Annotated in this window: 9 protein-coding genes; 3 read left to right on the top strand and 6 right to left on the bottom strand. The window is 45.2% G+C overall.

Features of this window, described 5'->3' with window-relative positions; all coding sequences use genetic code 11:
- Window positions 1-16 precede the first annotated feature (16 nt).
- The 4 genes from CBX96_RS19400 to CBX96_RS19385 form a co-directional block, all read right to left on the bottom strand.
- Window positions 17-1,366, bottom strand: coding sequence for a sensor histidine kinase (locus tag CBX96_RS19400; protein WP_086904054.1), 1,350 nt, complete (start codon window positions 1,364-1,366; stop codon window positions 17-19).
- A complete protein-coding gene (locus CBX96_RS19395) occupies window positions 1,357-2,031 on the bottom strand; it encodes a response regulator (protein ID WP_041408752.1) in 675 nt (224 codons plus the stop codon). Before CBX96_RS19395 ends, CBX96_RS19400 begins: the two co-directional genes overlap by 10 nt.
- Window positions 2,032-2,239: 208 nt before the next feature.
- Window positions 2,240-2,572 carry a hypothetical protein gene (locus CBX96_RS19390; RefSeq protein WP_109287777.1) on the bottom strand — a complete coding sequence of 111 codons (333 nt, stop codon included), beginning with the start codon at window positions 2,570-2,572 and terminating at the stop codon, window positions 2,240-2,242.
- A 149-nt stretch (window positions 2,573-2,721) separates the two neighbouring features.
- Window positions 2,722-4,035 (bottom strand): dicarboxylate/amino acid:cation symporter, encoded by a 1,314-nt coding sequence (locus CBX96_RS19385; RefSeq protein WP_086904056.1) that lies wholly within the window; start codon window positions 4,033-4,035, stop codon window positions 2,722-2,724.
- Between the two features lie 220 nt (window positions 4,036-4,255).
- Between CBX96_RS19385 and CBX96_RS19380 the strand changes: the two genes are divergently transcribed.
- Window positions 4,256-6,712, top strand: a complete 2,457-nt coding sequence (locus CBX96_RS19380; protein ID WP_109287776.1) for a hypothetical protein — start codon at window positions 4,256-4,258, stop codon at window positions 6,710-6,712.
- A gap of 83 nt (window positions 6,713-6,795) precedes the next feature.
- Here CBX96_RS19380 and astB read toward each other — a convergent pair whose 3' ends face one another.
- On the bottom strand, window positions 6,796-8,130 hold the full coding sequence (gene astB / locus CBX96_RS19375; RefSeq protein ID WP_109287775.1) for an N-succinylarginine dihydrolase: 1,335 nt from the start codon (window positions 8,128-8,130) through the stop codon (window positions 6,796-6,798).
- 331 nt (window positions 8,131-8,461) lie between these two features.
- Here astB and topA point away from each other — a divergent pair, with 331 nt between their 5' ends.
- Complete coding sequence (gene topA, locus CBX96_RS19370) at window positions 8,462-11,098, top strand: type I DNA topoisomerase (RefSeq protein WP_109287804.1); 2,637 nt, start codon at window positions 8,462-8,464, stop codon at window positions 11,096-11,098.
- A 208-nt stretch (window positions 11,099-11,306) separates the two neighbouring features.
- Here the strand turns inward: topA and zomB are convergent, their stop codons facing one another.
- Window positions 11,307-12,086, bottom strand: a complete 780-nt coding sequence (zomB, locus tag CBX96_RS19365) for a flagellar motor control protein ZomB (protein ID WP_109287774.1) — start codon at window positions 12,084-12,086, stop codon at window positions 11,307-11,309.
- A 227-nt stretch (window positions 12,087-12,313) separates the two neighbouring features.
- Here zomB and cysB point away from each other — a divergent pair, with 227 nt between their 5' ends.
- Window positions 12,314-13,288 (top strand): HTH-type transcriptional regulator CysB, encoded by a 975-nt coding sequence (gene cysB / locus CBX96_RS19360; protein WP_011622367.1) that lies wholly within the window; start codon window positions 12,314-12,316, stop codon window positions 13,286-13,288.
- Window positions 13,289-13,464 lie beyond the last annotated feature (176 nt).

Raw genomic sequence — 13,464 nt, 5'->3', positions numbered from 1 at the left:
CGCGTGAAGAAGGCGGTTAAGCTGGGATAGTAATTCTAAACTTGGCGCCTTCTAAATGGCTTTCCTCAATACTCAAATAGCCGCCGTAGCTGCTGACAATCTCATCACACACCGCCAGCCCAATGCCTTGTCCTGGGGATTGGGTGTCGGCTCTCACGCCCCGTTGAATAATTTTTTGGCGCAGCTTTTCTTCAACCCCGGGCCCATCGTCTTCGACAATTAATTCAAAATCACCTTGGTCCGTAAAGCGAGCGCTGACCTGAACTTGGCTGATGCATAAACGGAAGGCATTTTCCATTAAGTTGCCGCATAGCTCCATCAAGTCGCCCTTATTGCCTGGGAACTGCAAGTTTGTGGGGATGTTGGCCTTAAATTGCACCTGCTTTTCGCGATAAATCTTAAATAACATTTGCGCCAGTTGATCGACCAGCGGGGCAATGGCGGTGTGCTCCTGTTTTAAGCCCTGGCGGCCTAACATGGCACGCTTAAGTTGATATTTAACGAGCTGATCCATTTGGCTAATCTGCTCCATGATTTTTTCATTGGCGGATTGCTTCGTCAGCGTCGTGTCATCAGTAATGGCGTGAACGGCGGCAAGACGGGTTTTTAGACTGTGGGCCAGATCGTTCATCGCGTTTTGATAACGTTGCTGTTGGGCGCTCGATTGTTGCAATAGCTGGTTAAGGGCTTGAGTTACGCCTTCAAGCTCAACGGGATAACCCTCTGATAGTGATTTTGTCTTACCTTGGTTAATCGATTGCAGTTCGTTTTGCATCCGCACCAGTGGACGCATCCCCCAATATGCCGCACTGACCAGCAGAATAAGTGCGAGGGCGAGCACCATGGCTAAACGGATGTAAGTGCGCTTACTGAATTTACTGTATTCCTGCTCAAGCTTAGCCGCATCCTTCATCACCAGCAGGTTGTAGTGTACTCCCGCGATTTCGACCGCGAGCAAATACACGAAGTAACCTCTGTCATCGGCCATGGTCAGGTAGTAGGGCGGGGAATCATTACGGATTTCGTTGAAACGTTCGCAAGTATCGAACAAGCCCCGGTCGACGGCGAGGGAAGATGTCCATACCTGTTTAAATTTTTCATCGCAGCTCGCCATCACATAGCGTTCTTGCTTGTTGTTTTCCTCTAACCAAGCGCTGGTGTCGGGAATTAAATCGTGCTCCCTCAGCTCTGCGGCGACTTGGGGGATTTCGGCGATAAGCTGCGCGGTTTCTTCGTTGTAGCTATTTTGCGCATGCAGAATATTGACCATCCAAGCGAGGCCAAATCCGACTAAGGTGATGATTGATAATGAGGTGAGAAACATCCGCGTCAGCAGACGTTTCTTCATTTTGAGTCTTAATTGCATGGCAGATTGAATTTGTAACCTTGGCCACGAATGGTCGCTATCGGGTTGTCTATGCCATCACGGGTGAGTTTTTTGCGTAGACGGCTCACCATCACTTCAATGGTATTAGGGTCGCCTTCCTTGTCACCATAAATCACATCTAAGAGTCGCTGTTTGGCGACGACCTCATGACAATGGCGCATTAGATATTCCAGAATGAGGTATTCAAAGGCGGTGACTTCCATAATCTCGTTGCCGAGGGTCACTTGCTTGGCGGCAAGATCCAGCTTTAGCTCACCACTGGTGATGACGGGTTTAACAAAGCCTGCGCTACGTCTAACTAAGGCGTCGAGTCTTGCGACTAACTCTTCTTTCTGGAAGGGTTTGACTAAATAGTCATCGGCGCCGGCGTTGAGGCCTTCGACTTTATCTTGCCAGTTAACTCGGGCCGTTAGGATTAAGATAGGCGCCTTGACGCCTTCTTCGCGTAATTGTTGGATAAGGCTAATGCCGTCTTGATCGGGTAAACCTAAATCGACAATGGCCACATCGATGGGGTAGTTAGTCGCTTGGAAGAATCCTTCCTTGGCGGTGAGAGCGACTTGGACTTGGTTGCCCAAATCGCTTAATTGCACTTTTAGATGGTGGGATAAAATAAGATCATCTTCAACAACCAAAATTCTCATAATACTCATGCCTTAAAGTCGACTGGGCTCAGTGTACGCAAAATATACGCGGGAGCCAAATATTGTCTTATCATAACGAATAACAACTTAACCTTGGCTGACCGAGCCGATAGAGTGGCGAAAATAAGTACTAATTAATTGTCTTTAAAGAGATTGTCCGATTTATCCCTCTGCCTTGAGGTTGAAGATCATTTTATTGCATCTTGGCTTATGATTGCGTGGTTTTGCGCCAAATCCCATTAGCACTCCATACGGCTCCTAAGCTAAAGATCATCACACCGCCCATGATTACAGCGAGTCTTATCCAAGGCGCGCCGTGGGCAAGACGCATTTGCACCGCATCGATTGCGGTTGTCCCCCAAACGATAACCACACTGATGCACAGTATCGCTTGCAGTAGTCGAATGACGACTGGATGTTTGATGAGTAAACCAAGAGGTGCTACTGCAAATAGCCCAGTTAATAGCAGCTGGTCATAGCGTAGAAAATGCGCACTTAACAGCCAAAAGGCGACAATAATCCAACTCACTCTCCACCACATAGCTTTCTCCTCGTTTTATATTGACGAGGTCTAATGTAACGGCATTTAAAGGACTATTCTATTTGCTTGTTCACAAAATCAGGATTAGACAATAAAAAGCCCAACTAAGTTGGGCTTTTAGCAGAGACAAAGGCATTCTAATGTCAGTATTACTCGACCTTATGCACTTGCTCATCGAAGTTACTGGCGACTTTACCGGCTTGAGTATTGTTGAATACGGTTTCGTTAAATTCGCCTTCAGACTTGGCAATGACCACCGTCGCGACGCAATCACCCGTCACGTTAACTGCGGTACGCACCATATCTAGGAGTCGGTCAACCCCGATAATAAGAGCAATCCCTTCTACGGGCAGGCCGACTTGGTTAAGCACCATAGCTAGCATGATTAACCCTACACCTGGAACCCCAGCAGTACCGATTGAAGCTAAGGTCGCGGTCACAACAACGGCAGCATAATCGGTAATGGTTAATTCAATACCAAAGACTTGGGCGATAAATACCGTGGCGACACCTTGCATAATGGCCGTGCCATCCATGTTAATGGTGGCGCCTAATGGCAGGGTGAAAGAGGCAATTTTGTTATCAACACCGAGTCTGTGCTCAGACGCCTCAATTGTAATCGGCAAGGTGGCGTTAGAGCTTGCGGTTGAAAAGGCAAACAACTGCACATCGCGCATCTTACGAATAAAGATCAGCGGATTTAAGCCTGAGAATAACTTAAGCAGGGTCGGGTAGACGATAAAGGCGTGGATCAATAACACCACCAATACGACAAAGAAATATTTGACCACACTCTCGAATGTTCCCAAACCTAGCGTTAAAGCCAGTTTTGCCATCAGTGCAAACACCCCGTAAGGCGCAAGCTGCATGATCAAAGTAACGACTCGCATGATCACTTCATTTAAATCTTCAAATAACGCGGCAACACGTTTCCCACGCTCGCCAATATGCGCAATCGCAAAGCCAAAAATCACCGCAAAGATAATAATCTGCAGCATATTGCCTTCACTCATGGCCTGCATCGGATTCGTTGGCACTATATTGATTAGGACACTTGAAAGACTAGGCGCTTCTTTGGCTGTGTACTCCATTTTTTCGGAAGCGAGTGAAGCATTACCTGGATGAACTAATACCGCGCTGACAATGGCCAGAATTAAAGCAATCGCCGTTGTGAACAAATAAAAGGCTAATGTTTTGCCGCCTAAACGACCTAATTTTGAAGGTTCACTCAGTGAGCAAGTGCCACAAACTAATGAAATAAATACCAGTGGAACCACTAGCATTTTCAAACTTGAGATAAAGATAGTGCCGATAACATGTAAGAAACCTTCTGTAATGTAGTCTTTTACGATATCGCTTTCTGGAAAGGCATTGCGGAGTATGAGACCTAAAGCAATACCTGTTGCCATACCGAACAGAATTTTACTTGTGAGGCCGAATTTCTTTTGTGATGAGGTTGCCATGGGAATTCCTGTGTGTTTTTTATACATTCTAATATTGGCGACGACAAGCCTAGCAAGAAAATGCAGAAGTTTAAATGAGTTCCGATGTTAAACTAAGCGCAAAATATGAGAAATAAAATAAGAGAGTATTGGAAAAGTTACGTGAAAATTGTGTAATGTTAGCCTATAAGTTAAAAGCGTCAATCTTAGTATTATCATCAGAGTAACAGGGAGCCTGACAATGAAGTCAGCGTATAAGGTTTTTCTCGCAGGAATATGTTCACTTTTCTTGGTCGCATGTGGCGGCGGAGGCAATATCTCCGACGATGGCACTGGCACTACACCATCAGATAAATATGTCATTAAACTGGGGCTGACAAATTCAAGTGGGCAACCAATAACTGAAGTTTCGAATGCTTCTCCAGGAAAGTTGACTGCAGAGTTAACTAAAAATGGAAGCCCTTATGTTGGGCGAATTATTTTTAGTTTAGAAGGAGATGGGGTTTTAACACCTGAAAGTGGTGTTACTAATACAGATGGAAAAGTCTCTATTGATGTTTTACCTGGAAATAAGCCCGGTTCTGGTCGGATAACTGCAACATATACACCCACTAGTGGAACAGCAGTAACATCCAGTCCTGTTGATTTTGGAACTAAAGGTGATGGTGGAGCATCAACAGGCGGTGCGCAGGTATCCTTGATTATGGTGAGTGACCTAGAGTCAAAAACTCCCATATCAACAATCACGTCACTTTCACCTGGTTATCTTATTGCTAATGTGACGGGTATTTCCAAACAAACCATTGTTCAGTTTTCCAGTACTCGTGGGGAATTACCTATAGATACAGCTGTTACTGAACAAGGCGTTGCGTATGTTCAAATTTTGGCTAGCTCTCAGCCTGGTGCTGGTAGTGCAACAGCAACATTGCTTTCGGGGGAAAAATCTGAACCCTTAGTATTTAGTATTGGTGCAACGAACGTATTTATGGGAAGTGGTTCTCCGTTCCAAAACGGTGTAGCGACTGTTGAACCTTCAACTGTTTCAGCTGGTGGAACTTCTAGTATTTCTGTTTCTCTTCAGGATGATTCTGGTAATCCATTTACTGATCCTGTAGAAGTTCAATTCACCTCTGTTTGTGCTTTAAAGGCAAATGCTGAAGCAGAATTAAGTACTCCTGTAGTCGCAGTAAATGGCGTTGCAACGAGTACTTATCTAGCAAAAGGATGTGTGGGTGATGACACGATAAATATTAGTGCCAACGTCGGTGGTAAATCTCTAACGGCCAAGGCAATTGTGAATGTTTTACCAGCAAGTGTCGGGAGTATTTTTTTCTTAGAAGCATTACCAGAGGTTATTAAACTTAAAGGAACTGGTGGTGCAGAAGCCTCAACTGTGAAGTTTAAGGTAATGGATAAAAACGGTATTCCAGTTAGTAATCAACGGGTCAATTTTTCATTAAACACTAAAGTGGGTAATATCATCCTTGACCCAGAGTTTGCGACAACCAATAGTCAAGGCATCGTTCAAACGGTAGTTAATTCGGGTTCTGTGTCTACAAGTGTTAGGGTAACTGCAACGGTTGACGGGAGTTCACCTGCAATATCTAGTCAATCAAATCAATTGGTTATTTCAACAGGTCTACCTGATCAAGATAGTTTCTCTTTGTCTGCATCGAACTTAAGTCCAGAAGGTTGGGATTATGATGGCGTTGAAGTTGATGTGACTGCTCGACTAGCGGACGCTTTCAATAACCCGGTACCCGATGGAACAGCGGTTTCTTTTACCACTGAGGGGGGAGTTATTCAACCTTCTTGTTTGACGGTAAATGGTGCTTGTACTGTTAAATGGACTAGCCAGAATCCTCGTCCTACAGGTGATACTTTGGCCATGCAAGGTAAGGAACCTTCATTAGATGCCGGATTAGGTCAGCCTTATGGTGGGCGTGTGACGATTTTAGCGACTGCTATAGGTGAAGAATCTTTCCCTGATACCAATAGTAATGGTCGTTTTGATGCATCTGAAGTGGATAGCTTTTTAAATAAAATGGATGTATCAGGCAATCCGTATGATTTAAGCGAAGCTTTTGTTGATCATAACGAAGACCACATTTTTAACCCAAGTGTTGCCGGTGGTGAAGAGGGGGGAGATGCTGAGGTCTTTACTGATTTCAATTCCAACGGAGTATATGACCAAGCGGATAAATTATATAATGGAAGCTTGTGTCAGTTAGATGTAAATGGAACACCTCACTCTGGTTGTTCAACATCGAATAAGTCGGTAAACGTGAGAGCTTCGCTTGTTCTGGTTATGTCTGGTAGTGAAGCAATGTCATCCAGCCCTGTTATTGTAGACAGCTGCATCGATGATAAGTCCAAGGTAGATGCGTGTGATGGTTTGAACGATAACAATACGATTGACATCATTGGCAAGAGTATTGGAGGGGTTTCACTCATTATTGGTGATCTGCATAATCAGCCGCTACCAGCTGGAACTACCATTACATTCACAACAACGGCCGGAAGTTTAGCTAGTAAAGGTAGCGTAACAGTGGTTTCCTCCAATGAAAATGCATCGGCGCCATACTCAGTTACGATCAAAGGGGCTGAGCAACCTGATGCTGGAACGTTGAGAATTGAAGCTGTGACACCTAAGGGACTTATTACTCCTATAGCGACTATTCCTGTTATTATTCATTAAAAGCTTGATAGTATTTGAACGGTAAAAAATAAGGTGCCAATGGCACCTTATTTTTTACCTGCACATTTTAGGCTCAAATCACATTAGCGTTGGAATGGATATACACTTCCCAATTTCATGATTTGGGTCAGCTCATCTAATGCGGTACGTGATTCAATCACTAATTGCGGATCGGCTAAATCTTGTGTCGATAAACGGTCGCGATAGTGTTTATCCACCCAAGTGTTTAAACGCGCGAATAAAGCATCGTTAAGTAAAGTGTGTTGATTCACGGCGGCGACTTCTCGCTCATTCATGGCTACACGTAAACGTAAACAAGCGGGGCCGCCACCATTTTGCATACTTTGTTTTACATCGAAATACAGCACTTGTTTGATTGGTGTATTTAACGTGAGTAGCTCATTTAAATACGCATAAACAGCCGGGTTTTCTTGGCAGTCCGTTGGGGCAATGATGGCCATTTCGCCTGAGGGAAGGGTGATTATCTGGGTATTGAATAGATAGCTCTTTACCGCATCGTTAATCGCTACTTTGGCCGTTGGAACCTCGATAAAGAATAATTCGGTATCGAGTTTTCGTCTTATTTCATCCAATTTAGCCTGTGTATTTAAGAATGCCTGCTCATGGTAAAACAGCACATTTTGGTTACCCACGGCGATCACATCATTGTGAAATACCCCTTGGTCAATGACATCGGGATTTTGTTGAATAAAGACGCAGTTATCCTCCTCGAGTTGGTGCAACCTTGCTATCGCCATCGACGCTTCGAGGGTTTGTCTCGCGGGATATTTTTGTGGTCTTGGTGCATTAGGATTGGTGGCTTCTTGGCCGTAAACAAACAGCTCGACCCCAGCATGACCATATTCTTGGCACAGGCGAGTATGGTTCGCCGCGCCCTCATCACCGAAGCTATTATGCTCAGGTAAATGGTTATGATGATGAAAATAGTGGGGATCGTTGAAAGTTGCTGTTAAGATGCGCCCCGTTGTGATGGGCTCGATGCTGCGATGTAACTTATCTACTAAGTTGGCAGGGGTAAAATGCAGTTTACCATCACGGGTGTCGGCACTGGGAGACACGGTTGCAGCATTTGCCGTCCACATACTCGAAGCACTGCAACAGGCATTAAGCAGCGCAGGCGCGGTTTTAGCGGCTTGTTGTAAAACTTGGGCATCACTGCCAGAAAAACCAATTCGGCGCAGTGTATTAAGATCTGGGCGCTCTTGCGGCGCTAACATGCCTTGGATCATCCCTAAATCAGCGAGTGCTTTGGCTTTTTGCAAACCTTGTTTAGCGGCGGCTTTAGGATTTGAGACTAAAGCGGCGTTGTTGAGTGAGGCCACATTGCCAAAAGACAAACCGGCATAATTGTGGGTTGGCCCAACGAGTCCGTCGAAATTCGCTTCAAAGTGCTTCATTGCTTATCCTTGTGATAGGGAAGGTTATTATTTATTCAAATGGTCCCTGAAGCGACCCAGTATACTGAAGGTTTTTGTGGGCACAAGCGCACGGTTTTGTGCTCAAAGCGACTTTTTCGCGATAAATGCATAACTATTTCTTGCTTGCTGGCAAATAATGAAATATTAGTTTTTAATTACGCAATATTATTTTTTTACATTTTTTCAACTTTGATTAAAAAGTGACTCGCTGGTACATATAAAAGAGGGATTAGCTTGAAACTCTCAATGCAACCCTCTATATATGGAGCCAATTTCCACCTTCTTGAGATTTTTTGGCGCAAATCAAACTATGGGTAAATCGCTAGTTATTGTCGAATCACCGGCCAAAGCTAAGACTATTAATAAATATCTTGGCAAAGAATTCATCGTTAAATCGAGCGTGGGGCATATCCGTGACCTACCAACCTCTTCTTCATCTGACGGCAATGAAAAGGTGAAATCCGCCGCCGAAGTGAAGAAGATGTCGCCTGAAGAAAAGGCGCGATATAAAAAGGTGAAAGACCACCAGGCGCTGGTGTCGCGTATGGGCGTTAACCCTGAAAAGGGCTGGGCGGCTAAATATCAAATCCTACCGGGTAAAGAGAAAGTCGTTAAAGAGCTGCAAGCCTTAGCCGATTCTGCTGACCAAATCTATCTCGCAACGGACTTAGACCGTGAAGGGGAAGCCATCGCCTGGCATTTGCAAGAGGTGATTGGTGGCGATCCTTCACGGTATCAACGTGTTGTGTTTAACGAAATCACCAAATCTGCGATTCAAGAAGCCTTTAGTAAACCTTCTTCCCTCGATACCAATATGGTGAATGCCCAACAGGCACGACGCTTTTTAGACCGTGTCGTCGGCTTTATGGTGTCTCCACTGTTGTGGAAGAAGGTTGCCCGCGGATTATCCGCAGGACGGGTACAATCCGTGGCCGTACGTCTCGTGGTGGAACGTGAAAGTGAAATCAAAGCTTTCGTACCTGAAGAGTTTTGGGATGTGCATGCACAGCTGAATACGCCTGCGAGCGAAGCGCTGCGCATGGAAGTGGTTAAGTACTTAGATTCAGCCTTCGAGCCAACAAACGAGCAGCAAGCGTTAGCCGCCGTTCAAGCCTTATCTTCTGCTAGCTTTAAAGTGATCGCTCGTGAAGATAAAGCGACCCAGAGTAAACCTTCGGCTCCTTTTATTACTTCCACCCTGCAACAAGCGGCCAGTACTCGCTTAGGCTTTGGGGTGAAGAAAACCATGATGATGGCCCAGCGCTTGTACGAAGCGGGTCACATCACTTATATGCGTACCGATTCGACAAACTTAAGCCAAGAAGCGTTAGACAGCGTGCGTGAGATGATCGGCAAGGAATACGGCGCCAAGTATTTACCTGCCGAACCGATCCGCTACGGCTCTAAGGAAGGCGCACAAGAGGCGCACGAAGCGATTCGTCCATCAAACGTGAAGGTCGAAGCGGCTGCATTAACCGATATGGAGCGTGATGCACAGCGCCTTTACGAGCTTATTTGGCGTCAGTTTGTCTCTTGTCAGATGACACCTGCCCAATACGATGCGACCAAACTCACGGTCAAGGCGGGTGACTATGAACTGAAAGCGACGGGACGTATCCTGCGCTTTGACGGTTGGACTCGTGTTCAAACCGCATTGAAAAAGAAAAATGAAGAAGACAATACCTTGCCCTCGGTGAACGAAGGTGATCTGTTGTCTCTGGTCGAATTAGAGCCTAAGCAACACTTTACTAAGCCGCCCGCCAGATACAGCGAAGCGTCATTGGTAAAAGAATTAGAGAAGCGTGGTATCGGTCGTCCTTCAACCTACGCCACGATTATTTCGACGATTCAAGAGCGGGGTTATGTCAAAGTTGAAAACCGCCGTTTCTACGCAGAGAAAATGGGCGAGATTGTCAGTGAGCGTTTAGTCGGTAGTTTTGCCGAGCTGATGAGCTACGACTTTACCGCCAGCATGGAACAGACCCTTGACGATGTCGCCAGTGGTGAGCTGGATTGGAAAAAGGTTCTCGATGGTTTCTATGCCGACTTCACTAAACAACTAGAGAAGGCGGAATTGGCACCAGAAGAAGGCGGTATGCGCCTCAATCAAATGGTGATGACCAATATTAAGTGTCCGACTTGCGGTCGCCCCATGGGGATCCGTACCGGCACAACAGGGGTATTCCTCGGTTGTTCGGGTTACGAGTTGCCACCGAAAGAGCGCTGCAAAACCACCATGAATTTAACGCCAGGCATTGAAGCGATTAGCGACAGTGAAGATGCCGAAACCGATGCACTACGCGCCAAGCATCGCTGTGGCATTTGTGGTACGGCGATGGACAGCTACCTTATCGACGAAAAGCGTAAGCTGCATGTTTGCGGTAATAACCCTATCTGTGAGGGTTATGAAGTCGAAGAAGGACAATTTAAGATCAAAGGTTACGAAGGTCCATTAATCGAATGTGACCGCTGTGGCCATGATATGGAATTGAAAAACGGCCGTTTTGGTAAGTATTTTGGTTGTACTAACGAGGAATGTAAGAATACTCGTAAGTTACTGAAAAACGGTGAAGCTGCGCCACCAAAAGAAGATCCTATTTATCTGCCTGAGCTGAAATGCAGCAAGTCTGATGCGCATTTTGTGCTGCGTGACGGTGCGGCAGGGATTTTCTTGGCAGCCAGTACTTTCCCTAAATCTCGGGAAACCCGGGCGCCACTGGTTGAAGAGTTAGTGAAATATCGCGAGCTATTGTGGCCAAAATATCAATATCTTGCTGATGCTCCTATCGCCGATGATGAAGGGAATAAAGCGGCGGTTAAGTTTAGCCGTAAGACCAAAGAGCAATATGTGGCGACCGAAGTTGATGGTAAAGCAACCGGATGGTCGGCGCATTATGTGAATGGTAAATGGGTGACTGAATCGACGGCGAAGAAAGCTAAGAAGTAACCTGATCTGAGGATCCTTTTCTTCGTGGTTATAAATGGGTTCACTTAGGTGAGCCCATTTTGTTATCTAGGGTTCTTACAATCGCCGATTGTAATGTTGGCGTATCGATAACCGAGATATTGCGCATAAACACGTATAAAAAAGCCAAGTCACAGACTTGGCTTTTTTATGGAAAACATTCCTAAATTAATGATTTAGCAATGCAATATCACCATTTCTTCTTCGGTTGAAACAGCATATCGATGTCATCTTCTTCATTTTTAGGTCTAGGCGCACTAGGTGCAGACAGTTTTTGTGCACCCATAATCTCATCTAACAACATTTTGGCTTCATCGACCTTGCGGGCAATAAAAGGATCATTCGGTGTTTGCGCTTTAATAGCGTGTAGGGTTGCTAAAGCTTTTGTGACCATTTGCTTAGACGAACCATATTGCTTCATAAAGCTCGCGGCACGGGCACGGGACAGCATGGAATCGACATTAATTCGTAGCTGTAAACTATCAATACGATTCTCTTCCTGAGCAAAAACATTGGGGTCGACTCGGCCCTTGTTGTGCTCTGCACGTAAAATGGCTTTCAGTTTCTTGAGTGTTTGTACTAACACTAAGATCTGCTTGTCATTATCCGGCAATCTAAAATTCTCGATAGGGGGCATCTGTGGCGTGTTAGATTGTAATGTCTCGATTTGTGACTTGAGATCGGTAAGACGACGTTGAAAATCCGATTGCTGTTGATTCGCACACAAGGTGGTGGCAATTTCCAACGCTTCTTGCACACGACGATAGAGCACTAAAATGATGTGTGTACTGCAAGGGATCATCCCTGTGTTGGACAATACGGTTTCAGTTTCATCAATAATTGCGCGTTGACGGGCAAATTCTGTGCGACGTTCAGCCTCAGCACGTTCTTTTTGTTGTTGTATAACGTTAATTCCGATAACAAGCAGTAAAAGTGCACCGATGAGGATCAGAACCAAGGTGAATGTCATAGCTGTTCCATTATTTATCTAATTGGGCTAATGCTACAATAAATCAATAAACTAGCATAGTTATCTTAGCCTAGGTTATCATTTCTGTCGTATGAAACTTAAGACTTGTGCTCTATATTCCTATTTGCTTTAATTTTTACTATATACTATAACGATTGATTATAGCTGATACTGAGTTGCGCCATTTTCGCCAATCCAATTCAGCCTGTTTGAGACAAGGACATAAGATGAAACTGCAACAGCTCAGGTATATTGCTGAGGTCGTCAAACACAACCTTAACGTATCGGCCACCGCGGAAAATTTATATACATCGCAACCTGGGATCAGTAAGCAAGTTCGCATGTTGGAAGATGAATTAGGCATTCAAATCTTCGGTCGCAGCGGTAAACATTTGACCCACGTGACACCCGCCGGACAACAGGTGATAAATATTGCCAATGACATCTTAGGCAAAGTCGAAAGCATTAAAAAAGTCTCCGAGGAATACACTAAACCTGATCAGGGTGAATTGAATATCGCGACCACGGATACGCAGGCGCGGTATGCGTTACCCCATATTATTCGCCAATTCATTGACCGCTATCCTAAAGTCAACCTGCATATGCACCAAGGCACGCCATCGCAGATCAGCGAACAAGCGGCGCGTGGCGATGCTGACTTTGCGATTGCCACCGAAGCGATGCACTTGTATTCCGACTTAATCATGTTGCCTTGTTACCATTGGAATCGCTCGGTTGTGGTTCCCAAAGATCATCCCTTGGCGACCCGTACCCATATCAGTATCGAAGATTTAGCCCGTTTCCCATTAGTCACTTATGTGTTTGGTTTTGACCGCGCATCGGAGATTGAAAAAGCTTTTAACCGCGCTAATCTCGAGCCGCGGGTGGTCTTTAGTGCGACCAGCGCCGATGTACTGAAAACCTATGTACGTTTAGGCTTAGGAGTCGGGGTGATAGCCTCGATGGCGATTGACCCTAATATCGATAAAGACTTAGTGGCTATCGATGCGGGCCATTTATTTGCCCACAGCACGACTAAGATTGGTTTTAGAAAAGGCAGTTTCTTACGTAGTTATATGTATGATTTTATTCAACACTTTGCACCGCATTTGACTCGCGATGTCGTTGAAAAGGCGGTGGCATTACGCGATCAGCAATTGATTGATGAAATGTTTGCCGATAAAAACCTGCCAATGCGTTGATTCGCGGTTGTTAGAGACAATAAAAAATGCCGCAATGAATGCGGCATTTTTTATTTTTAGCCCAAAACCACCTACTTCAGTAGGTGGTTATCATCATTTGAGGCTTTGCCTGTATACCTACCCATGTTAAATGCATCTTTGATTTTTAGCGAAGTCAAAAGAGGCAAATAACATGA

It is taken from the genome of Shewanella sp. BC20, assembly GCF_003129585.1.
GTDB lineage: Bacteria > Pseudomonadota > Gammaproteobacteria > Enterobacterales > Shewanellaceae > Shewanella > Shewanella seohaensis.
The sequence above is the reverse complement of the archived record's forward strand: the minus strand, read 5'-3'. Positions and strand labels throughout refer to the sequence as shown.

What these genes read in the sequence shown, in the direction of transcription:
- CBX96_RS19400 (WP_086904054.1), bottom strand. Translation starts at nt 1,366, where the DNA reads ATGCAATTAAGACTCAAAATGAAGAAACGTCTGCTGACGCGGATGTTT.
- CBX96_RS19395 (WP_041408752.1), bottom strand. Translation starts at nt 2,031, where the DNA reads ATGAGAATTTTGGTTGTTGAAGATGATCTTATTTTATCCCACCATCTA.
- CBX96_RS19390 (WP_109287777.1), bottom strand. Translation starts at nt 2,572, where the DNA reads ATGTGGTGGAGAGTGAGTTGGATTATTGTCGCCTTTTGGCTGTTAAGT.
- CBX96_RS19385 (WP_086904056.1), bottom strand. Translation starts at nt 4,035, where the DNA reads ATGGCAACCTCATCACAAAAGAAATTCGGCCTCACAAGTAAAATTCTG.
- CBX96_RS19380 (WP_109287776.1), top strand. Translation starts at nt 4,256, where the DNA reads ATGAAGTCAGCGTATAAGGTTTTTCTCGCAGGAATATGTTCACTTTTC.
- astB (WP_109287775.1), bottom strand. Translation starts at nt 8,130, where the DNA reads ATGAAGCACTTTGAAGCGAATTTCGACGGACTCGTTGGGCCAACCCAC.
- topA (WP_109287804.1), top strand. Translation starts at nt 8,462, where the DNA reads ATGGGTAAATCGCTAGTTATTGTCGAATCACCGGCCAAAGCTAAGACT.
- zomB (WP_109287774.1), bottom strand. Translation starts at nt 12,086, where the DNA reads ATGACATTCACCTTGGTTCTGATCCTCATCGGTGCACTTTTACTGCTT.
- cysB (WP_011622367.1), top strand. Translation starts at nt 12,314, where the DNA reads ATGAAACTGCAACAGCTCAGGTATATTGCTGAGGTCGTCAAACACAAC.